This is a genomic window from Robertmurraya korlensis NBRC 107688, from assembly GCF_001591645.1.
Taxonomy (GTDB): Bacteria; Bacillota; Bacilli; order Bacillales; family Cytobacillaceae; genus Robertmurraya_A.
Genome location: NZ_BCVH01000011.1, coordinates 73,527 through 95,120, shown reverse-complemented (window position 1 = coordinate 95,120; position 21,594 = coordinate 73,527). Strand labels below are relative to the sequence as shown.

The window sequence follows — 21,594 nt, the reverse complement described above, 5'->3', positions numbered from 1 at the left end:
GAATGACCTCAGGAAAAGTCACCTGAGGTCATTTATTTATGCTTTATTCTTTTCATTTAGTGGTCTAAGTCCATTTAAGAAATTCAAGAGAGGACGATATCCTTCTCCCACTAGACCAATCTTCTCTACAAATAACTCTATTGCAACGAGAATCGCTAACAGAATAACAGTCGATCCCCAGAGCGTTGCCTGTGAAAAGATAAAGGCTGCTAACCCGAATACTGCGCTCATTGCATAAATAAGCAATACAGTTTGTCTATGGGTATAACCAAGCTTCAACAGACAATGGTGTAGATGAGACTTATCTGGTGCAGACAATGGCTGCTTGTTGACTAAACGTCTAACTATTGCAAAGAGCGTGTCCGAAATTGGTACTCCTAGGATTATGACAGGGATGATTAAGGAGACGAATGTAACTCCTTTGAATCCTAGTAGAGATAGAACTGAGATCATAAACCCTAAGAATAGAGCTCCTGTATCTCCCATGAAGATTTTTGCTGGATGAAAATTATACAGCAAGAACCCAAGTGTTGATACTGCTAAGATTAGAGCCATTACCATAACATATGGATTTCCCATAAAATAAGCCATCCCAGCAATAGTGAATAAAGCTATAGTTGAAACTCCAGCTGCAAGTCCATCTAATCCATCAATCAAATTAATGGCGTTAGTAATCCCTATGATCCAAGCCATTGTAATAGGAATGCTAAGATATCCAAAGTCTAACTGTCCACCAAATGGTAAGTTAATAAAATCGACCCGTAAATCACCTACCACTACTACTACCAATGCTGCTGCAATTTGACCTAAAAGCTTTACTCTTGGTGAAATTTCCTTCACATCATCAAAAGCACCAGTCAAAATGATAATCAAACTTCCAAGTAGAATAGGTAGATGAATACTTCCATCTAGATTTAAGACTGAGATGAGGTAGAAATCACTAGGGTCAAGAATAAATACCCCAATGAGAAAACTAATATAAATTGCCAAACCACCTAGGCGAGGCATGATTTTTTGATGAACTTTTCTTTGATTAGGTTGATCTGTTGCACCAATTAAAAAGGCAAGCTTTTTGACAACCGGCGTGAAAAGTATTGCTGCTAAGAAACATATGATTAGAGTCAAATACACAGTATGCCCCTCCATATTTTTATCATTATCTATTTAGTGAAAAAAAATGTAGATTTTTTTTCTTTATTGTCTAATATTCAGAGTAAATTGTGGAAATAATAATTCCTTGTGAATTATATCATACAGCCCAATCGAATTGGAATAATATTTTATTACCCTTTTTATTTTTAATAAAACCGTAATATATTTAATACAATTAATTTGACGTTCAATTATAAAAAAAGTTTCTCCATACATAAAAGTTCTACTTTTCAGATAATCAAAATAGCCTGCAGAGACAAATATACTCTACAGGCTTGTTTTTATGACAATTCTTTAAGGTAATCCTTAAGAGCTTCCTTCCAATCACGCATAGGAGTGAAGCCTTGATTGACTATTTTCTTTTTACTTAAAACTGAATATTTCGGTCTTGCTGCAGGACGTGGAAACTCTTCTGACGTTAAAGCATTAACCTTTATATCCAATCCAGCTTGGTTAAAAATCTCTACCGCAAATTCATGCCAAGAGCATACACCTTCATTTGAAGCATGATATATTCCAAACTTATCTGAGTCTACTAACTCTACCAAAAATCCAGCTAAATCGACCGTATAAGTAGGAGAACCAACTTGATCGTATACTACACCTAATTCGCTACGATCCTGCGCTAGCTTTAGCATGGTTTTGACAAAGTTATTACCATTAATTCCATATACCCATGCAGTTCTTACGATAAAGCACTTGTCCAATGTATCTTGTAGGATTTTCTCTCCAGCTAGCTTTGTTTCCCCATAAACGCCCAGCGGGCTCGTTGGATGATCAACTTCATACGGCTCTGTTCCATTACCGTCAAATACATAATCCGTGCTTACATACACCATTTTTGCATCCACATGCTTAGCTGCTTCTGCAAGGTATTTTGTACCTAGGGCATTTACCTTATAGGCACCCTCTTGGTCTGTTTCTGCAGCATCAACATTAGTATAAGCAGCACAATGGATAATGGCTTGTGGCTCTAGATTTTGGACAAAAGCAGACACAGCTGCTTCATCTGTTATATCTAGTTGAGCACGATCAACACCCACAGCTTCATGCCCTTTAGCTGTAAGCTCCTTTACAACATCATAACCAAGTTGTCCATTTATACCAGTGACTAATACTAACATTATTCAACCTCTAGGCGGTCAGAGTACTGTGCTTTGAAGTAGTCTTGGTAGTCACCAGAAATAATGTTTTCCCACCACTCTTGGTTTTCTAAGTACCACTTAATCGTTTGTTCAATACCTGTATCAAAATTATATTTAGGAGACCAACCTAATTCCGTACGAAGCTTTGTTGCATCAATCGCATAACGACGGTCATGACCAGGACGATCCTTAACAAACTTCATTAATGATTCTGGCTTACCTAAATGCTTAAGAATTGTTTTAACGATTTCGATATTTGTACGCTCATTGTTACCACCAACATTGTACACTTCTCCGTCACGGCCTTTGTGAAGAACAAGGTCAATCGCTTGGCAATGATCTTCTACATGTAGCCAGTCACGAATATTTAGTCCATCTCCGTAGATTGGCAGCTCTTTATCATTTAAAGCATTAATGATCATAAGAGGAATTAACTTCTCAGGGAAGTGGAATGGACCATAGTTATTTGAACAACGAGTGATATTCACAGGTAACCCAAATGTTTCATTGTAAGCACGAACAAGCATGTCCGCTCCAGCTTTACTTGCACTGTATGGGCTGTTTGCCGCAAGTGGTGTTTCCTCTGTAAAGTACCCTGTTTCCCCTAGCGTACCGTACACTTCATCTGTAGACACTTGAAGATACTTTGTCACTTTGTAAGTTTTCGCAGCATCTAAAAGAGCTAAAGTCCCTTGAATATTCGTTTGAACGAAAATCCCTGGATCTGTAATACTGCGGTCCACGTGAGATTCTGCAGCAAAGTTCAACACATAATCAAACTTTTCTTCTTTAAAAAGACCGTCAACAAATTCACGATCTGCAATATCTCCACGAACAAACTTATAGTTAGGAGCATTTTCAATGTCCTTTAAGTTCTCTAGGTTCCCTGCATATGTTAATAAATCAAGGTTAACAATTGTATATTCTGGATACTTATTTACCATGTAACGGACAAAATTACTTCCAATAAAGCCCGCACCGCCAGTTACTAATAATTTCATGTTCTTCCTCCTATTCCTCAAAAACAAAGTTCAAAGTTGTTGCTTCAGCTAATCTTGGATGTTTTGTATCTTTTTCAGATAAGATTGGATTTGTAGTCGGCCAATCAATAGCAAGCGCTGGGTCATCCCATGCAATCCCACCATCGTGCTCTGGAGAATAATACTCATCAACCTTATAGGCAACTGTAGAATCTGGTACTAATGTACAGAATCCATGTGCGAAGCCTTTCGGTACAAGCAGTTGACGTTTATTATGCTCGGAAAGCACTACGCCTACCCATTGACCATATGTAGGGGAACCTTTACGGATATCTACAGCTACGTCATAAATAGCTCCTGTCACACAACGTACAAGCTTTGTTTGCGCCTTTGGATTTAATTGAAAATGCAAACCACGTAGTGTATGAACAGGTGCAGAAAGTGACTGGTTGTCTTGAATAAAATCAAACTTCAATCCCAGCTCATCATATAGACTTTTATTATAGCTTTCCATAAAATACCCACGGTGATCACCAAATACTTTGGGTTCTAGGATCTTCACTCCAGAGAGTTTTGTATCGATTACGTTCATTATGCACCTCGTAATTATTATTTCCCTTGCTTAGCCACTTTTAATAAATATTGTCCATATTGGTTTTTCTTTAATGGTTCAGCCAGTTCAAGTAATTTTTCCTTTGAAATATAACCCATTCTATATGCAATTTCTTCTAGACAAGCAATTTTTAAAGATTGTCGTTTTTCAACCGTTTCAATAAACTGAGAAGCCTCTAATAATGATTCGTGTGTACCTGTATCTAACCAGGCAAAGCCTCTACCTAATAATTCAACGTTCAGTTCACCCATTTCAAGATAAACTTTATTAATATCAGTAATCTCTAACTCACCACGTTCAGATGGAGAAATACTCTTTGCAATCTCAACTACTCTATTATCATAGAAGTACAAGCCAGTTACTGCATAATTTGATTTAGGTTCAGCTGGTTTTTCCTCAATAGATACAGCCTTTCCATCATTGTCAAACTCTACAACACCAAAGCGCTCAGGATCATTTACATAATAACCGAAAACTGTAGCTCCCTGTTCTCTTTTAGATGCTTTAACCAATAAGTCTGTTAAACCATGACCGTAGAATATATTATCACCTAAAACTAAGGCCACATTATCGTCACCGATAAATTCTTCACCGATTAAAAAGGCTTGAGCAAGACCACCTGGCTCAGGTTGAACAGCATATTGGAAATTTACTCCGTAGTCAGAACCATCACCTAGAATTTGCTCGAATCTCCCGATATCTTGAGGAGTAGATATAATTAATATATCCTTAATTCCAGCTAATAAAAGAATAGAAAGAGGATAGTAAATCATTGGTTTATCATAAACAGGTAATAACTGTTTTGACACAACCTTCGTTAATGGATATAGTCTTGTCCCACTACCACCCGCAAGTATAATACCTTTCATTGTCAACACTCCTTTTATAAATACGAAAAACAATATATATTAGCTACATTTAACCACCTAAACCATTATAATGAAAACTATCAACAAATTACAACTATAATCAATAATGTCATTTATAGGTAATAATCGCCTTTATGACACCCAACCTTCCTTTAACCTGTTGATTAAGCGTCCGCTTCTTCATACCTGTTACATTGCTACCATGTCTAACATATTTAATTAGCCTATCCTTTAAATACACGAGCTTTTTCTGTCTCTTCATACATACTAAAGCAATCCATTGGTCATGCATTTCAATACTTTTTGGAAAAGGAAGAATACTAGGAACTAATTCTCTTGTAAAGGCCATGCAGGCACCTGTAGCAGAGTTTTTTATAATATTTGCGACTATTCCTTTAGAATGGTTGTTGTTGTACTCGTTCCAAGAAGGATTAATCTCTTTAAGTCCAGAGTCAACTACATAGGCATCATGAATAACTAGTGAAGCATCTTCCTCTCTCACACATTCAAGTACCTTCTGAACCTTATTATCCTCCCATATATCATCTTGATCACATAGAAAGATAATATCCCCTTTTGCCAGTGAGATTGCTTTCTCGAAGCTTTTTATGGGTCCGAGGTTCTTTTCGTTAATATAAAGCTCAATTCTATTCCCGTACGTTTCCTTTAATAGTTGAACTGTATTATCATTCGAACCATCATCTACAACCACTATTTGATCATCTTTTTTTAATTGTTTTACAACAGAGTCCAGCTGTCTAACAATAAATTGTTCACCATTATAAGAAGCAAGACAAACAGAGATTTTCATACGATTATCCTTTCTACATGGACAACAATTTTTTTAACGAGTAGAGGGCAATTTTTTTATTTTTTACTGTTAAGAGATGTTTGATAGCTCGTTTGGCAAGAATTACTTTGTAGTCTTTATACATACTCGTCTTAAAGTTTTTATAAAAGTACACTTCCGAGTCTATAATACTTTTATGCCTTGGCAGCGAGATTTGATTGTAGTCCATTACTGATAGATCGTGCGTTAAAGTTGAGTGTAACACCCAGACCTTTCCGCCTTGATCAAATACTTTATGAAACAGCCAATGATCTAAATAATCTAGAGGAAATTGAAGATTAAAACCTCCAATTTTCTTTAAGAAATCAACTTTAATAAGTGACCCAGAGTTTATCGCCATTACAGGTATTTCCTGCAAGCCAACGTCAGGTCTATCCGTTTGCAAAGGGCGTAGTGTTTCGCTATACACAGGCGAAATCATTACATCATTAGAAATAATTTTTGGGACAACAGCTACGACACTCTCATCTAATTTTTCAAGTCCTAGGATTTCATTTGCATAGTCCTCAGTGATATCTGTATCGTGATCGAGTAATAGAAGCCATTCACTTTTATGTGTTATCGAACTTTCTAGAGCTAAATTATAGGCTGTTGCTAATCCCATATTTCGATTGTCATGAATATATCTAACATCCAACCCAGTAAAAACCTCACTATCAACAGATTGTTTTTCAGGGGAGTTGTCGTAAATAATTATTTGAACACTGTCCTTTAGTTCTGCCTTGCCAAATGAAGAGTTAAGTAGCGTATTGATGGTTTTGCTCTCCATTAGCGTTTTTTTGTATAAGACAACTACTAATGTAATTTTCATTTCAGAACCTCATTTGTTATTGGTTACCCATTGAATTTTTTTTATTGAGTGAAAAGACTAATAATATTAAAAAGAAACTTATTCCAATTGGATTATTAATGAAAGGATTTATATTCGTCAATAGCAAAGCACCTACAAACGCAGCAAGCAATGAGACATCTACAGTTGTAATATCTCCCTTTCTTTTATAATACACATGGTAATTTAAGAATATCAGAAGAAATAGAATCCCCCATATAGATAGACCAATTAACCCTTGTTCCACCAAAATGTCTAGGAAACTCATTTCAATTCCATTTACACGACCTGCAATTTCCTGTCCATAGCCTGTACCTATAATTAAATTGACAGGATTTTTCAGGATATTTAATGAGTCTAGTATGAAATCCATTCTAGCGTTAACACTTACATCATTTATTTCTTCATTAACTATCTCTTCATCTTCGGGTTGTTGTATTTGCTGACTTGTGTCCACACCAAACCGTTCTAGAGTCATATAGTTATAAAGAAACGGCACTGCAACAACTAATAGTAAGGTTATTATCATCTTCTTAAAAATCATTTTATTCTTAGGAATTGCTCTTATTTTATTCAATACTCCTTTTATGTGATCCGTAACCATTTTAATATCCAGGAAAATAATGAATATCATAGCAACCATAAAGGCCAATAAGAATCCTCTTGTTTCAGACCAAATAAGTGATATAGCGCAAAAGATTACATTTAATATATCTAGTTTTGAGTACTTTTTAGATAGCAGTGCATTTAATGAAATAACTAAACCAATCAATACAAAAAAGTGACTTTTATGAAACACACTATTACTAGGTCTAAAGAATAAATCTCCTTTTGTATATTTATTGATGAATTCATAGTACACACCAAAGTTTTGGGAGAAGATTGTCTTTCCAAGTATTGTGACAGCTATAGTAAATAAAGCTACAATAAGCGACCCATATTTAAGTATGTTTACTATATCTTTTTTTGAAAACCTCTGATCCGATATATAATAGGCTAATGGAAAATATAAAAGGAAAAAAGATACTCTAAAAAAGTCCATAGCAATGACAGAAATTGAGTGATGATTCAAATAACCAATGACCGAGCTTACTACAAAAGAAGTAAGGAGAGCATAAATAGCTACTGAAACCATATTAAAATTCACCATCGTATTTATCTCTTTATTAAAGATTGCTTTTTCTCTTACTATACGGACCAAAAAAGTAACCAACAATAACACAAAGAGAACCTGTCGAATGGATAGAGGTCCAAATTCAATGAGCCTCCCCCCACCACCAATAAATATTTCAAGAAAAAATACTGTTAAAAGAATCTTTTCAAACCTATTCATCATCAATAACTCCTCTAGTTTAGAATAGCATTTTCACTCAGTTATAGCGTATTAATACCATTTCCAGCCCCATTTATTAAAGAACTTGTACATGGAGCCCATAAAAATCTTAAACAGTTTGAAATTTTTATGGGCCCCTCGCTCATAATAGTGAATAACTGACACAAAAGGGTTATAGATTATTTTCTTTCCCCTTTTATTAAGCTCGAGGCAAAGGTCATAGTCTTCAAAATACATAAAATAGCGGTCGTCAAAGCCTCCTACAGCTTTGAAATCACTTCCCCTAAATAACATAAAGCAGCCTGAACCGATTAGGACCTCAGATAAGATATCATCTGAAATGTCTCTACACTCATATGTAGAAAGTCTAGTATGAAAAATATTCTTAACTATTTTGAACGGTATAAATCTCAATGCATAATCAAAAACAGAAACACGATTTCTTATTAAATGCTGCTTAGTACCATCAGAATTAAGCACCTTTGGGACCATCAAAGAATACGAACGATCCTTCTCCATTTCATTGATCATATCTAATAGATGTTCTTTCTTTAAAATAACATCTGGATTAAATACAACAAAGTATGTTTCATTTGCTTGTAATAAGTTAAAGTTGTGTCCAAACCCAAACCCTTTATTCTCGTCATTAAAAGTAATTTCTGCAAAATCACGATATTCTTCTAGCTTTTTTTTATAATCAGCGTTTGAATTGTTATCAAAAACAACAATCTTGAAGCGTTTATCTGTTCCAAATTCCTCTTTTATGTTATCAATAACTTTAAAAATATGTTGGCTATTATATGTTACAATACTAATTGTACAGATTGGCTTATTCACTGTTACCCACTCATTTCATCTAGATTATTCCTAGTAAAAAACACTGATATTTCTAAATTTCGTCTCGGGTTTAAATCAGTCATCTTCTTACAAACTGTTATTATACCACCATGTTTCTTACATTTGTAGCCTTGTTAACAATTTCTTGTTGCATCTTTTCATAGGTCAATATTATAATTTTAATTAAATGTGTTCTTAGCTGTTAAATACCTTATATAGAAGGGATCTCATATGGATAGCAGAGAAAGAAGAAAAAAAAGAAAAACAAAAAGAGTAATTAGAATCCTATTAACAGTATTCACTTTTTTATTGGTGGGTATTGGGGTATTTGCATATAATGTTTATTCAAATATGGCTAGTGCAGTTGATAAAATGCACAATCCTATTTCGAGAGAAGTATCAGAAAAACGAGAAGAACAAGCAGAGTTTGTTGAGAAAGATCCTATATCTATCCTTTTATTAGGAGTAGATGAACGTGAAGGTGATGGTGGTCGTACAGATACCATGATAGTAATGACAATCAATCCAATTACAAAATCAACAAAAATTGTTAGTATTCCAAGGGACACTAGAGCTGATTTAATTGACCCTGAGGACCCTGACGATAGTACAATTGATAAAATGAATCACGCCTATGCATTTGGCGGGATAGAAATGTCTATCACTTCTATTGAAAACTTCCTTAACATCCCAATTGATTATTATGCAGAAGTAAATATGCAGGGATTTAAAGACATTGTTGATGCAGTTGGTGGTATAGAGGTAAATAATGAGTATGAGTTTGAATTAGATGGTGTTTACTTATCAGAAGGTTACCATAAGCTAACTGGAGAAGAGGCATTACAATATGCTCGAATGAGAAAAGAAGATCCACGTGGGGACTTCGGTAGACAGGAACGACAAAGAGAAGTAATCTCTAAGGTTATTGCTAAAGGGAAATCTTTAAAAGCTTTAACTAACTACGAAGATATTCTTGAGGCACTTCAAGGAAATATTAAAACGAACCTAACTTTAAAACAAATAATTGATATTCAGAAGAGCTATATTGCAGCTGCAGAATCAATTGAAAAGGTTGAAATCGAAGGAGAGGGGAAAATATTAAGTAATGGTGTTTGGTACTATTTAGTGGATGATAGTACTAGACAAACATTATCTAATGACCTTCGTACCCACCTTGAATTGCCCAATGATACAGTAACTGCAAGCTCTGATTATTAATAAATTTTTAACCACCTAATAGCTAGGTGGTTTTTTGTTCTTTAAAATACAACAGAAGATACTGAAAATGCAACCAAAATTCTATAAACAAAGTGGCTGTCGTTAGGCTAAAAGGTATATAATGTTACGTGGCAGTATTTTTAGCAGAATTTTTTCTATGGATTTTAATAAAAGGAGAATTTATACACAGCATGTCTACCAAAAAAAGACTTATATCTAACTTTCTGTCCCTTGCAAGTGTTCAAGGTTTAAACTTCGTACTTCCCTTGGTTACACTGCCATACCTATTACAAGTGGTAGGACCAAGCAAGTTTGGACTTATCAGCTTTGCCCAGGCATTTATACAGTACTTTATACTTTTTACTGACTATGGTTTTAATTTAGTTGCAACCAGAGATATATCTTTGGCCAGAGATAATAAAAACAGATTATCGAAAATATTTTCTACAGTCATGTTAATCCGGATAGCACTTGCCATTGTTAGCTTAATCGTTTTAATCTTTTTAGTATTACTAGTCCCAAAATTTCATGAGAATAGTATCATTTATTTCATAACATTTGGTATGGTAATAGGAAATATCGCCTTTCCTATTTGGTATTTCCAAGGGATTGAAAAAATGAAAATTATTTCAATATTAAACGTTATTTCAAAGTCAATTTTCACCATTGGGATTTTTATCTTGGTACAGGAAAAAGCAGACTTTTTGATTGTCCCTATCTTAAATTCTCTAGGTTCTATAACAATAGGAATTGTTGCTATTTACATCATAATTGTGAAGCACCAGATAAAATTCATAAAGCCATCAAAAGACGATATTGTTCACCAACTTAAGGAAGGATGGCACATCTTCCTTTCTAATGTAGTAACAAGTCTATACACGACTAGCAATATTTTCATCCTTGGATTTTTTGCTTCCAATACAATCGTTGGTTATTATTCAAGTGCTGAGAAGGTAGTTAAAGCGGTGGCTAGTGCCGTATCACCATTGATACAAACCATTTATCCCTTCCTTAGCAAAGCACTTCAAGAGTCACGAGAGAGAGCTATATTGATTTTAAACAAAATGTTTATCATCGTTACTATAAGTATGGGATCTTTATCCCTTCTAGTTGGTGTGTTTGCTGAACAACTAGTAGTAATAGGCTTGGGACCTGAATATAAACCAACTATTCCATTGTTACAAATTTTATCACCTATGCCGCTAGTGCTTGGTTGGGCAAGTATCTTTGGAATATTAACAATGATTAACTTCGATTATAAGAAACAGCTTTCTAGAATTTATATCGTTTCAAGCATATTAAGTATTATTTTAATGATACTATTGATTCCTACTTATAAGGAGTTCGGGACGGCCTGGAATGCAATAATAACAGAAGTCTTTGCGACACTTTTAATGGCAATATTTTTATGGAAAAAAGGAATTCATATTTGGATGCCTAAATTAGCCAGTAAGAGTAATCAGTAACTTTTAAAAAAAGTGATGAAAATGGCAAGCAGTTTGCCACCTTCATCACTTTTTTAGTATTTATTTAAAATGTATAGCAACCTAAATATGATAGAGTCTCTGCTATTCTGACGAAACAACGGAGTATTATTTGCGTAATCAACCCTTTTTAATAGAGAATCCCTTTTATTTAAAAAGTTATGAATGACCTGTATTTGAGACTCACTAAGCTGTGCTTCGTGTAATCTTATGAATTCCTTCACTTGTTTGGTATAAGGTTTTTCCTTCCCCTCTTTTTTAAAATTCCGGTATCTTACCATTGCACTTTTCATTTTATTATTTGCCATACCTAACGTGTTAGATGAGTGCTGTCTATATAATATATTAGCAGTCTCATCGTAAACCACTTTGCCTAACGCGGTACCTAACAGATAGAACCAAGCATCATGCATTGTTATGTTTAAAGGGTTTGGTTGGTGTAATAAAAACAAATCTCTCATTTTTTTGTTAAATACAATGGTACATCCTGTGGCTATGTTCTGAATCAATGCATTTTCTAATGCAGGACCCCGAGGAGGAATTTGTGACTGCCTTAGAAAATGTAAATTTTCATCTACTAGCTCTAATCGGGAGAAGTATAACAACGGAAGATTTTTATCTTCTCGTTCTAGTAATTCAACGGCTCTTGAAATTTTAGTTTTCTTCCAAACATCATCCTGGTCACAAAAAGCAAAATACTCTGCATCAGAGGCACTGTTTTTGACAAGTTCAAAGAAACTGGCTATAACTCCTTTATTCTCACCTTTAATTAGAGTAATATTCGGATTCCCTTTACTATACTCATTGATAATAGAGATCGTTGAATCCTTTGAACCGTCATCTCTAATTAATATATCTACCGGAGAATAATCTTGGGCCATTAAGCTATCCAATTGTTGTTTTACAAATTTCTCACCATTATAGGTAGACATTAATACTTGTACCTTTTTCAAACGAATAACCTCCAAATCCCCTTTTTATTATAAAAATAAGGCAGGAGTCAAATAAACTCATGCCTTATTTTTCAAAAAAGGAACGTTAAATATGAATAGAACCTAATAAAAGAGATCTTTTAGAATTGTCTTATATCCATTCGAATATTGATTATATCTTAATGTGCTAGCCTCTGCTACTACTTTACCTGCTCTAACCAAGGCATTTTTCGGTAGGCTATTGCGAAATTCCATATGCTTTACCTTTTCTGATAGCTTACGCATCGTATCTTCTGTAACATCTATTTTATACTCTTTTATTTGGTTAATAACCTCATTAAAGTTTATGTTTAGCTTCTTTTCTTTTTTCTTTGCCTGACTAATTTGTTCAGATAGATTTTTCTTGCTTGCCCCTAATTGATTATTAGCGTGCTGCCTATACTTTATTAAAGGCTTATCAATGATTTCTACCTTCGTATTACGTAAACAACTTATGAGAATGGCTATCCATGCATCATGTACCCAGATATTAGTAAACGGAAAAACAACATCTGTTAACGATGATCGAAATGCCATCGCAGCTCCTGTGACAACGTTTTTTCTTATCATTACATCAAGAGGATTTGATACTAGTCTTTCTTGTTCAGTCTCGGTAAATGGGATTGACTCCCATAGACTATAGCCAAGAGGTTGAAGGTCTTGATCAACCATTTCCGCATTAGTAAAGACCATACCCACTTTTGGGTCTACAAATCTTGATTCCATTATAGAAATTTTATGAAAGTCCCAAACGTCATCCTGATCTGCTAGAAAGATAACATCTCCACTACAGTGTTGAATTGCTTTTTCAAAATTTTTAGTACTCCCAAGTTGTACTTCATTTATAATAATTTTCACAGGAAAAGGAGCATTAGTCTTAAATGTATTAATGATTTCAATCGTACGATCTGTTGAGCGATCATCACACACGATTAATTCATCTGGCAGCCTCGTTTGATTCATTATACTATCAAGTTGCTCACTAATAAATTTTTCCCCATTATATGTACACATGGCAATAGACACTTTATTGATATCTTGCGAATTCATAACATCATCCTTAGTAATATAGTCTAATACAGTAGCAGAAATATTTAATATGTATTTTTACTATTTACTTTCGTAATACACTCTTATAAAAAAGTCCTCGAATGGAATTAGGAAGTAATCTAACTACGCTTCTAATAACAATATTGGAAAGAAATGTACTTATATTTATAAAACCAAGCTTAAGAAACTCTATTTGTAAAATTACGTCTCTTTGCACGTATTTAATTCCTCCACGTCTCTTAAACATTTCGCTACCAGTTCGTGCATATACTAAAACCTCAGGAATATTTACTATTTCCATCCCTTTTACAAGCATCCGTACCCAAAGGTAATAGTCTTCATTCCATAGCATAGGCTTATAATTACCCGCCGAAAGAACAGCCTCTTTTCTATACATAACTGTCATATGGTTAAGCGGGTTCCTCTTTTTAGCATAGGCAACAACCTCATTTGAAGTGATGGGAACTTTGCGAATCGTATCAATTTCCTCAGCATTTTCACTAAATTCCCCTATCCAAGTTCCAACCACATCTACTTTAGGGTGTTCTTTCATGTAAGAAACCTGCTTTTCAAACCTTTCTGGATGGCATATATCGTCTGAATCCATTCTAGCGATCAGATCAAATTTACATTCAGTAACACCAATCTCTAATGCCTTTCCTAAACCCATGTTTCTTTCTAATTTAACACACTTAATTATAGAAGGGTTTGCTTCTTTATACCTATTTAGCACTTCATACAAACTGTCCGTTAACTTCCCGTCTTCCATAATGACAATTTCATTAGGTAACACGGTCTGACTTAATACACTATCAAGGCAAGCTTGTAAATATTCAGGTTTTTCTTTCATATAGACTGACATTAATACCGAAAAACTCATTTATTAACAACTCCAAAATAATTCCTTATGACTTTGTAAGTCTTTTAAGGATGTAATTTATATACCTTTTCCCATTACTCCACGAAATCCATCCCTAATTCCTTTTACCATCATCTTTGTCCTTAATCCTTTATTTTTAGTAAATAAAGCATAAAAAACAAATTTTAGAGGGAGGTACAATAGATATTTATTTTTAAATCCTTTAGGAACATATGATCTTCTCAGGATAATTATGGTGTTTCTAAATTGGTAGTAATGTCTAATGGGTGAGGGAAGTCCCACATTCACTCCTAGAATTGAAAATCGATCATCTCCTAATCGATGAGCTAATTTTACATCTGAAGCAATATAGGTAGTGAAACCTTTATCTTTGGCTCGCCAACACCATTCGTAATCGACTAAGTCAATAAACAATTCCTCTTCCATTAAGCCAATTTCTTTTATCACATTTTTTGTAATTAGCATGCCCGAGCTTAAAGTTTCACTCACTTCAATCAGCTGACTATCATTTCCTTCATACGTATGATACACACTATCCTCAGACTTGTCTCTGTTATAAGCCAAAGGACCAATGCACGCTACTTTTTTGCCCTTTAAGGCTAGAGATTTTTGATGTTCTACTAACCGGTTAACTGTCTGGTCAGCAATCTTACTATCTTGATCGAGGTAGAAGAAAGCCTCGAAACCATTTTGCATGGCCCACTCTGTTCCAATATTTTGAGCCTTTGCAATGCCTACGTTTTTATGATTAGTTATGACAGTATACTTTTGTTCATCAGAGAAATTTTTAAGGTCATTCTGAGCCCGTACGTTCGTAGAGTTATCTACAACACATATTTGACCTACCTGTTCCTTTACAGATTGAATATTATCAATAAACTCCGTTACATCCGGATTATAAGTAACTATTATTGCACAAACGTCTTCAGTTTTTATCATCAATAAATTTCCCCTTTTTTCCAGAGAGACCGTCCAATAATCCTTTTAGTATATATCTTAACCGATTTGATCGGGGATATATAAATAACGGATATGCAATCATGTCAATGGCTCGTTCAATTACTGTTCTAAATTTCCAATATGTAGGTACATAGCTTCTCTTCATTAACAGTATAGTATTTCGGAATTGGTAATAATGCCTGATTGGGGATGGCACTAGTAGAGTATACACACCCATTATGGTGATATTTTTTTGCCCCACCATATGTCCCATTCTCACATTTTTTGTAACATAACACTTGTATCCTATTTCCTTCGCTCTCCAACACCATTCAAAATCAACTAAGTCTATGAATAGTCCTTCTTCCATAAGACCGATTTCTCTTATGGCATCCGTTGGTATCAAAGTCCCTGAGCTAATCATTGAGTCCTTTTCAATATAAATAGAATCAAAAGAAACACCTTTATTTAATAAAGGTGTGTATGCTTCTTTTGTGTTCTTATTATAAACCTCCGGACCAATACAAGCTGGATTTTTCCCTTGTCCCTTTAAATCTGAAATTCCAGTAACGAGACCCTCTACCATATTCTGTGGTGGAGTACTATCCTGGTCAAGAATCAAAATAGAATCAAAGTTCTCTTTAAGCGCAGACTGAATGCCCAAGTTCTGAGCTGCACCGATCCCCTTATTTCTCCCTACCGAAATCCACTCAATTTTAGAACTGATATTTGTAATTTCATCAATATTAAGTGGACGTTCACTATTGTCCACGACAAAGAGCTTTTCAACCTGATTAATTATTAACAAAAGATTCGATTTAAGTTCCTTCAAATCAGGATTATAACTTACCAATACTGCACAAACTTTAGACTTTTCCCTCATTAAATGTACCCTCTTTTGTTAGTAATTTATTTAGCGAGCTTAGTACTATTAAGATAATAATATTTGTAGTATCAAATACATATGGGTTTGATAGAGCATACAATAAATAACATCCATATAGGACATAAACCTTTGAATTATTCCAAAACTTATATACAAAGAAAGCTTTAGTAATGACAAACAAAATCATATATAGTATTCCCACTTGATTTAGGATATATAAGGTTTGTAATTCAAAGTACGTATTATTCGTATAGTCTCTATATTCTGTTTCAACCTGGAGTGTATTACCTAATCCTTGTCCGAAAAGAGCCGATGATGGACTTTCAAACAAATCATCAAATAGAACTTCTACTTGATCAAACCTTGCTGGGATGGAATATTCAGATTTTCTTACAATAACATCGTTTAAATAATTAAACATGGGAATACAAATAGCAAGTGTGAAACTGATCAAAACAGTCAAACTAATGACTGTCCTTTTTACATCTTTAAAGAATTTTCCCTTCACCATTTCCCTTTTTGAACGTAGTAACTTAAAAAGGTATATAAATAGATAAAAAAGGAAGTACGCAGCAATCGCTACAAGGAAAGCAAGATTTCCTGCAATAAACGTCCCTAGAAACAGAATCGTCGCTACAGTAACTTTTAACCTTTTCTCTGTAATTGCGAATAAACTTACAAGAAAAGCAATAGGCAAAATTGCATTACCTTTTATCTGAATTCTATAGAAGTATCCATTATAGGTATAAATATCCCCTAGCCCTAAATGTAAAACGGTGTTCCTAATATGGGTTTGAAAAGCTGGGTCGGAAAAGAAAACAATATACAATTCAAAAATAATTATAAATAAACTATGGAGAGTTGCTATTACAAGGAAAGCATTCACAAAAAACTTCTTTCTAGGAAGGAAGAAGCTTGTTAGGACTAATACTAAGATAATAAAAAACCTTAAAGCAATGCCTAGATCATTTCCCTTAAGAAAAATTGAGTAAGGGACCAATACTATTAAAAAAGCTATATTCAATATAAAAAGCTTTTTAATTGTGCCTTCACTTTTTAAAATGTTGTTTAAAACAAAAAGAGCCGAAAAGGCAAAGACAAGAACAATACCTACACTAATGAATCCAGATAATTCCGGAAAAGGGTACTGTCTTGTCATTGCAAACAGACTCACAGAAAACGAAATATAGGTTAGTATTTGAAGGGCCATTACCCATTTACTGTTCGAAGCTATTTTAATCTCTCCCTTGACTATTTAATAGCTTGACTGAGTTAGTAAAATACTCATGAGAGAGAATTTACTTTTTATCTCGCACCGCTACCAGTTAGGCAGACTTTAACTGTTTTTAAAACAATGACTACATCTAAAGAACCACGCATATTCTTTATATAATACCGATCTAGTTCTAGTTTTTCCTTTGGTGAGATATCATATCCACCGTTTACTTGTGCCCACCCTGTTAATCCTGGCTTAACTTGTAGTCTATCTTCAAAACCAGGTATTTCACGGTTAAACTGCTCAGTAAAAATTGGTCTTTCCGGTCTAGGACCAATTAGACTCATTTCACCCTTTATTACATTTATAAATTGAGGAAGTTCATCAATTCTTGTCTTTCTAATAAACGCACCGATTTTCGTAACCCGAGGGTCATTCTTACTCGCCCATTGTGCACCATTTTTTTCGGCATCAATCCCCATGGATCTAAGCTTAATTACATTGAAAATTTTACCTTTATGCCCCACTCTTTCTTGAACAAAAAAAATAGGACCCGGTGTCTCAAGTTTAATTAAAATACCAAAAATCACAATAATAGGAGCTGCAAAAACTAACCCAACGATTGCAGAAATCAAATCAATAAATCTTTTTATAAAAAGGAAAGCATTTGCCGTCTCACTATATACATTGTATTGTGGTTTAGTTTGGTGAACAACTTGTTCTTGTACCAATTGCTTAACTGCCAAATAAAACACTCCTTTACAAAGCTATTATTATCTATATTAAACTACTAAAGTCTCAAACCTAAAGACCTATGTTTTTTCGACAAAAAATATTGTATACGACACTCTTTTTGTATTCTAACATAAAATAATGCCGAAATGTATGCTCATCTATACTTTTTTTTGTATTTATTTACATTTATGTTCACAACAACTATAAATATATAATTCTCTCTAAAAAATTGCAACCCTATATAAATATGCAACTATTACAACATATACCATATGTACGCTCAAATTATTTTCTTCACCAAAAAAAATAGATGGCCCGTTTATGCCATCTATCTCAGTCATTATCATTCCAAACCTTCTGGATTATTCATTTGCCATCTCCAGGAATCTTCACACATATCAATAATTCCTCTTGTTGCACTCCAACCCAATTCATCCTTAGCTTTTTGAGGATCAGCATAACATATAGCTACATCCCCTGCTCTTCTAGCCACTATTTCATAAGGTACCTCTCTTTTTGAGGCATTCTCAAACGCACGTACAACCTCAAGTACGGAATACCCCGTACCAGTACCTAAATTATAAGTAAAAACTCCTGTTTCTTCGGAGGTTTTCTTTAATGCTTTTAAGTGTCCTATAGCTAGGTCAACTACATGTATATAATCTCTAACTCCTGTACCATCAATGGTAGGGTAGTCATTACCAAATACTTTAAGCTTCTCAAGCTTTCCGACGGCTACTTGAGTTATATAGGGCATTAAATTATTGGGGATACCATTTGGATCTTCACCAATAAGACCACTATTATGGGCCCCTACTGGGTTAAAATATCGAAGTAAAGAAATACTCCATTCGTTATCAGATATATAAAGATCTTCAAGAATTTGTTCAAGCATAAGTTTACTGCGTCCATATGGATTTGTTGCATCTAGTGGGAAGTTCTCATTAATTGGAACTGTTTCTGGGTACCCATAGACGGTTGCAGAAGAACTAAATACTATTTTCTTCACACCAAATTCTTTCATCACATCACAAAGAATTAATGTCCCAGAGATATTGTTCATATAATAATGAAGCGGAATTTCTACCGATTCTCCCACTGCCTTTAGACCAGCAAAGTGTATTACAGCCTCAATCTCATTTTCAGTAAAGATCCTAGTAAGTTCATATCTGTCCAAGATATCTGCCTTGTAGAACTTTACGGATTTCCCCGTAATTGTCTCCACTCGATTAACCGCCTCTATCTTACTGTTAGATAAATTGTCTACAACGATAATCTCTATACCGTTATTTAATAACTCAACACATGTATGAGTACCTATGTAACCTGCACCACCAGTTACTAATATAGCCATTAAAATGAGTTCCCCCTTCTAGAAACACAATCCGATCATTTTTCATTATACATTAGCGATAAACTATATTGTTTTCCTAACAGTAAATCATATGCAATAAGCCTGTAATCTTCAAGTAATTGTTCTTGTTCCTTCGTAAGTTCCGTTACAAACTGCCTATCCTCTTTAAGTTTTATATCTCCTTTAATTGCGAAGAATTCATTTCTTATTTGGTCCAGCAAATTGTAAAAAGGAGGCTTTTCCATTCCTGCCATTTCGTACACAATCGGTCCAAAGAAAAACGGACTAACCGTATCCAGTTCTTTTGAAGGCACATCGAAATTTGAATAAATGAGAAGTGGAGTTTCGTAATATTTTACATCATTCACCTTTTGATCCTCATCATCAAATTTTGCTTCTTTATAAATACCTAAATTCGCCCCTAATACAGGCAGATGATCTCCCCAGAAAACCACTATTGTTGGCTCACCTATTTCTTCAAGCTCATTAACCAAGAGTTGTAAAGATTCATCTGTCCTTCTAATTCCTTCTGTATAGACCTCTAGTAATGTATTTGATTCTTCCTTCAGGCCACTTACCTGAATTTCATTTTTTTCATATGCTCCTAGGTTATAAGGCATATGATTTTGCATGGATACCGCATGAATAAATAGAGGGTTTTCTTCATTTTTAATACTTTCTAATAATTCATAGGTTAATGACTCGTCTGAAATGACCCCTCCAGGAGTTCTTCCCTTATTCTGCATGGTTTCCTGGTCTAAAAAGAGATCAATGCCAAATGTATTATAGACTCTATTTCTTTTATAAAACACGCGATTGTAAGGGTGTATGGCCAAGGATTGGTATCCCTTATTCTCCAAATCACTAACAATCGTTGGAATAAACTCTTTATTATCAACAAATTCTTGGAAGGGAATGGAACCTATCTTCAAAAAAGATGTCGTAATACCCGTTAACGCTTCAAACTCTACATTAGCTGTAGCACCACCAAATACAGGAGACAAGGTTTGTCCGGATGTATACTTTTGTGATAATCGACGTAAATGAACCATTGGATCCCCGCTAAATGACACATTTTCCAACTTTGTTGGATCCCAAAAGGCTTCACTCATTAAATAAATAATATTGGGCTTTATTGAATCGTTTGTAATGGTACCCTTCGACTCTGTTTTATCTAAATACTTATTAGCCACTTCTAATACATTTGCTTTTGAGTAATCCGCTGGTTTTTCAAACCCGTCATTAAAAAGGTTGGATAGAAAGCCAAATAAAAAACCATTCTCTTCATAATTGGAAATCTGACTCCATTGTACAATAGCAATATTGGAAAAATCCGCAAATTTCTTCATAAAGGTTTTTGGAAAAAAGGTATATGAATACAACAGGTATACTGAGGACACAAATAGAAGTACTCTAACCCATATGTTCGTCTTTGTTCTAGGTAAAATCATAATCAACAACACAAATATGATAATAAATAAGAGGAACAAAAGGATTGAACCTATGGACAGATATTCAGAGACCATTGGTATTACCTCTTTTAAATGACCTACCTGTAAAAAATCCATTGGGTATAATGGCTCTGTTCGTAGGTTCAACTTATTATAATGAACGAAGCCCATTAATAATAAGCTAACACTTGTAATCAATGCACTAATATATACATTTCCTATAATAGACCATGCTAGGATAAATAAAATTTGCAAGTACAATACTCCTGCAACAAATTGCCTTGTGTTTTCAGTAATCCATCTAGTTGTCAATACCGGATCCCGAAGCCACTGAAAGTATTGAAAAAAATAGTTGATAATAAATGCGGTCAATACAGATACATATAATAAAGTAAAGTAATTTCCCACAATAGAAATCCAAGGATATTTCCTTCTCAGTGATTGATGGCCTTTAATCTGAAGTTTGTACGTTGCTAAAGATAATCCGAATAACACTAAGAAATATATAAGCAACTTTTTCGTATCTGTTTGAAACCAAGTAATCAGGTTATCAATACTAAAATTATTTCTGGTAAGTTTAATGATGAATAAGAACAACAATGCAAAATAAGCATTATATGTAATTAACAAGGTTGTGTTTTGGACTTGTTGTCTATTCATTCCACCCCTCCTTTAAAACGGTGATTGCCCTTTCATTTTAAACTTTTGTTAAGAATAAATAAAGTAATGTAAAGTCTCCCTGGAATTTATAAAAATATTAAGTAGTTTATCGAGGAAGGACTCTTGCGGACAGTTCCAAAAA

Annotated in this window: 20 protein-coding genes; 2 read left to right on the top strand and 18 right to left on the bottom strand. The window is 34.3% G+C overall.

Features of this window, described 5'->3' with window-relative positions; genetic code table 11:
- Positions 1 to 36: 36 nt before the first annotated feature.
- From BKO01S_RS15310 to BKO01S_RS15270, 9 genes are all read right to left on the bottom strand, one after another.
- Positions 37 to 1,131: a glycosyltransferase family 4 protein gene (locus tag BKO01S_RS15310; protein WP_232311252.1), complete on the bottom strand. Its 1,095-nt coding sequence runs from the start codon at positions 1,129 to 1,131 to the stop codon at positions 37 to 39.
- A gap of 302 nt (positions 1,132 to 1,433) precedes the next feature.
- Positions 1,434 to 2,276, bottom strand: coding sequence for a dTDP-4-dehydrorhamnose reductase (gene rfbD / locus BKO01S_RS15305; protein ID WP_066055823.1), 843 nt, complete (start codon positions 2,274 to 2,276; stop codon positions 1,434 to 1,436).
- Positions 2,276 to 3,298 (bottom strand): dTDP-glucose 4,6-dehydratase, encoded by a 1,023-nt coding sequence (rfbB, locus tag BKO01S_RS15300; RefSeq protein ID WP_066055820.1) that lies wholly within the window; start codon positions 3,296 to 3,298, stop codon positions 2,276 to 2,278. Before rfbB ends, rfbD begins: the two co-directional genes overlap by 1 nt.
- Before the next feature lie 10 nt (positions 3,299 to 3,308).
- Complete coding sequence (gene rfbC / locus BKO01S_RS15295; RefSeq protein WP_066055817.1) at positions 3,309 to 3,869, bottom strand: dTDP-4-dehydrorhamnose 3,5-epimerase; 561 nt, start codon at positions 3,867 to 3,869, stop codon at positions 3,309 to 3,311.
- 17 nt (positions 3,870 to 3,886) lie between these two features.
- A complete protein-coding gene (rfbA, locus tag BKO01S_RS15290; protein WP_066055812.1) occupies positions 3,887 to 4,759 on the bottom strand; it encodes a glucose-1-phosphate thymidylyltransferase RfbA in 873 nt (290 codons plus the stop codon).
- Between the two features lie 109 nt (positions 4,760 to 4,868).
- Positions 4,869 to 5,570 (bottom strand): glycosyltransferase family 2 protein, encoded by a 702-nt coding sequence (locus BKO01S_RS15285; RefSeq protein ID WP_066055810.1) that lies wholly within the window; start codon positions 5,568 to 5,570, stop codon positions 4,869 to 4,871.
- Between the two features lie 13 nt (positions 5,571 to 5,583).
- Positions 5,584 to 6,420: a glycosyltransferase gene (locus BKO01S_RS15280; protein WP_066055806.1), complete on the bottom strand. Its 837-nt coding sequence runs from the start codon at positions 6,418 to 6,420 to the stop codon at positions 5,584 to 5,586.
- Between the two features lie 16 nt (positions 6,421 to 6,436).
- Entirely contained in the window at positions 6,437 to 7,771 is a 1,335-nt protein-coding gene (locus BKO01S_RS15275) for an O-antigen ligase family protein (protein ID WP_066055803.1), read from the bottom strand.
- 51 nt (positions 7,772 to 7,822) lie between these two features.
- Positions 7,823 to 8,608, bottom strand: coding sequence for a glycosyltransferase family 2 protein (locus BKO01S_RS15270; RefSeq protein WP_066055800.1), 786 nt, complete (start codon positions 8,606 to 8,608; stop codon positions 7,823 to 7,825).
- A gap of 231 nt (positions 8,609 to 8,839) precedes the next feature.
- Here BKO01S_RS15270 and BKO01S_RS15265 point away from each other — a divergent pair, with 231 nt between their 5' ends.
- Together BKO01S_RS15265 and BKO01S_RS15260 are read left to right on the top strand one after the other, a co-directional pair.
- Entirely contained in the window at positions 8,840 to 9,826 is a 987-nt protein-coding gene (locus BKO01S_RS15265; protein WP_066055797.1) for an LCP family glycopolymer transferase, read from the top strand.
- Between the two features lie 191 nt (positions 9,827 to 10,017).
- Complete coding sequence (locus tag BKO01S_RS15260) at positions 10,018 to 11,292, top strand: flippase (RefSeq protein WP_066055794.1); 1,275 nt, start codon at positions 10,018 to 10,020, stop codon at positions 11,290 to 11,292.
- 53 nt (positions 11,293 to 11,345) lie between these two features.
- Here the strand turns inward: BKO01S_RS15260 and BKO01S_RS15255 are convergent, their stop codons facing one another.
- From BKO01S_RS15255 to BKO01S_RS15215, 9 genes are all read right to left on the bottom strand, one after another.
- Positions 11,346 to 12,263, bottom strand: coding sequence for a glycosyltransferase family 2 protein (locus BKO01S_RS15255; protein ID WP_232311251.1), 918 nt, complete (start codon positions 12,261 to 12,263; stop codon positions 11,346 to 11,348).
- A gap of 102 nt (positions 12,264 to 12,365) precedes the next feature.
- Entirely contained in the window at positions 12,366 to 13,331 is a 966-nt protein-coding gene (locus BKO01S_RS15250; RefSeq protein ID WP_066055788.1) for a glycosyltransferase family 2 protein, read from the bottom strand.
- Between the two features lie 64 nt (positions 13,332 to 13,395).
- A complete protein-coding gene (locus tag BKO01S_RS15245) occupies positions 13,396 to 14,211 on the bottom strand; it encodes a glycosyltransferase (RefSeq protein ID WP_066055785.1) in 816 nt (271 codons plus the stop codon).
- A gap of 57 nt (positions 14,212 to 14,268) precedes the next feature.
- Positions 14,269 to 15,150 (bottom strand): glycosyltransferase family 2 protein, encoded by an 882-nt coding sequence (locus BKO01S_RS15240; protein ID WP_066055782.1) that lies wholly within the window; start codon positions 15,148 to 15,150, stop codon positions 14,269 to 14,271.
- A complete protein-coding gene (locus BKO01S_RS15235) occupies positions 15,137 to 16,033 on the bottom strand; it encodes a glycosyltransferase family 2 protein (RefSeq protein WP_066055779.1) in 897 nt (298 codons plus the stop codon). The genes BKO01S_RS15240 and BKO01S_RS15235 overlap by 14 nt, the downstream gene beginning before the upstream one ends.
- Complete coding sequence (locus BKO01S_RS24425) at positions 16,017 to 16,733, bottom strand: hypothetical protein (protein ID WP_157077388.1); 717 nt, start codon at positions 16,731 to 16,733, stop codon at positions 16,017 to 16,019. Before BKO01S_RS24425 ends, BKO01S_RS15235 begins: the two co-directional genes overlap by 17 nt.
- Positions 16,734 to 17,341: 608 nt before the next feature.
- Entirely contained in the window at positions 17,342 to 17,998 is a 657-nt protein-coding gene (locus BKO01S_RS15225; protein WP_066055774.1) for an exopolysaccharide biosynthesis polyprenyl glycosylphosphotransferase, read from the bottom strand.
- A gap of 332 nt (positions 17,999 to 18,330) precedes the next feature.
- A complete protein-coding gene (gene galE / locus BKO01S_RS15220) occupies positions 18,331 to 19,341 on the bottom strand; it encodes a UDP-glucose 4-epimerase GalE (protein WP_066055770.1) in 1,011 nt (336 codons plus the stop codon).
- 35 nt (positions 19,342 to 19,376) lie between these two features.
- Complete coding sequence (locus BKO01S_RS15215) at positions 19,377 to 21,452, bottom strand: LTA synthase family protein (RefSeq protein WP_066055767.1); 2,076 nt, start codon at positions 21,450 to 21,452, stop codon at positions 19,377 to 19,379.
- Between the last annotated feature and the right edge of the window lie 142 nt (positions 21,453 to 21,594).

Excerpts from the sequence above, each read along its gene's own strand:
- BKO01S_RS15240 (WP_066055782.1), bottom strand. The coding sequence starts at position 15,150 with ATGATAAAAACTGAAGACGTTTGTGCAATAATAGTTACTTATAATCCG.
- BKO01S_RS15285 (WP_066055810.1), bottom strand. The coding sequence starts at position 5,570 with ATGAAAATCTCTGTTTGTCTTGCTTCTTATAATGGTGAACAATTTATT.
- galE (WP_066055770.1), bottom strand. The coding sequence starts at position 19,341 with ATGGCTATATTAGTAACTGGTGGTGCAGGTTACATAGGTACTCATACA.
- rfbB (WP_066055820.1), bottom strand. The coding sequence starts at position 3,298 with ATGAAATTATTAGTAACTGGCGGTGCGGGCTTTATTGGAAGTAATTTT.
- BKO01S_RS15265 (WP_066055797.1), top strand. The coding sequence starts at position 8,840 with ATGGATAGCAGAGAAAGAAGAAAAAAAAGAAAAACAAAAAGAGTAATT.
- BKO01S_RS15215 (WP_066055767.1), bottom strand. The coding sequence starts at position 21,452 with ATGAATAGACAACAAGTCCAAAACACAACCTTGTTAATTACATATAAT.
- BKO01S_RS15250 (WP_066055788.1), bottom strand. The coding sequence starts at position 13,331 with ATGAATTCGCAAGATATCAATAAAGTGTCTATTGCCATGTGTACATAT.
- BKO01S_RS15235 (WP_066055779.1), bottom strand. The coding sequence starts at position 16,033 with ATGAGGGAAAAGTCTAAAGTTTGTGCAGTATTGGTAAGTTATAATCCT.
- BKO01S_RS15245 (WP_066055785.1), bottom strand. The coding sequence starts at position 14,211 with ATGAGTTTTTCGGTATTAATGTCAGTCTATATGAAAGAAAAACCTGAA.
- rfbC (WP_066055817.1), bottom strand. The coding sequence starts at position 3,869 with ATGAACGTAATCGATACAAAACTCTCTGGAGTGAAGATCCTAGAACCC.
- BKO01S_RS15260 (WP_066055794.1), top strand. The coding sequence starts at position 10,018 with ATGTCTACCAAAAAAAGACTTATATCTAACTTTCTGTCCCTTGCAAGT.
- rfbA (WP_066055812.1), bottom strand. The coding sequence starts at position 4,759 with ATGAAAGGTATTATACTTGCGGGTGGTAGTGGGACAAGACTATATCCA.
- BKO01S_RS15275 (WP_066055803.1), bottom strand. The coding sequence starts at position 7,771 with ATGAATAGGTTTGAAAAGATTCTTTTAACAGTATTTTTTCTTGAAATA.
- BKO01S_RS15280 (WP_066055806.1), bottom strand. The coding sequence starts at position 6,420 with ATGAAAATTACATTAGTAGTTGTCTTATACAAAAAAACGCTAATGGAG.
- rfbD (WP_066055823.1), bottom strand. The coding sequence starts at position 2,276 with ATGTTAGTATTAGTCACTGGTATAAATGGACAACTTGGTTATGATGTT.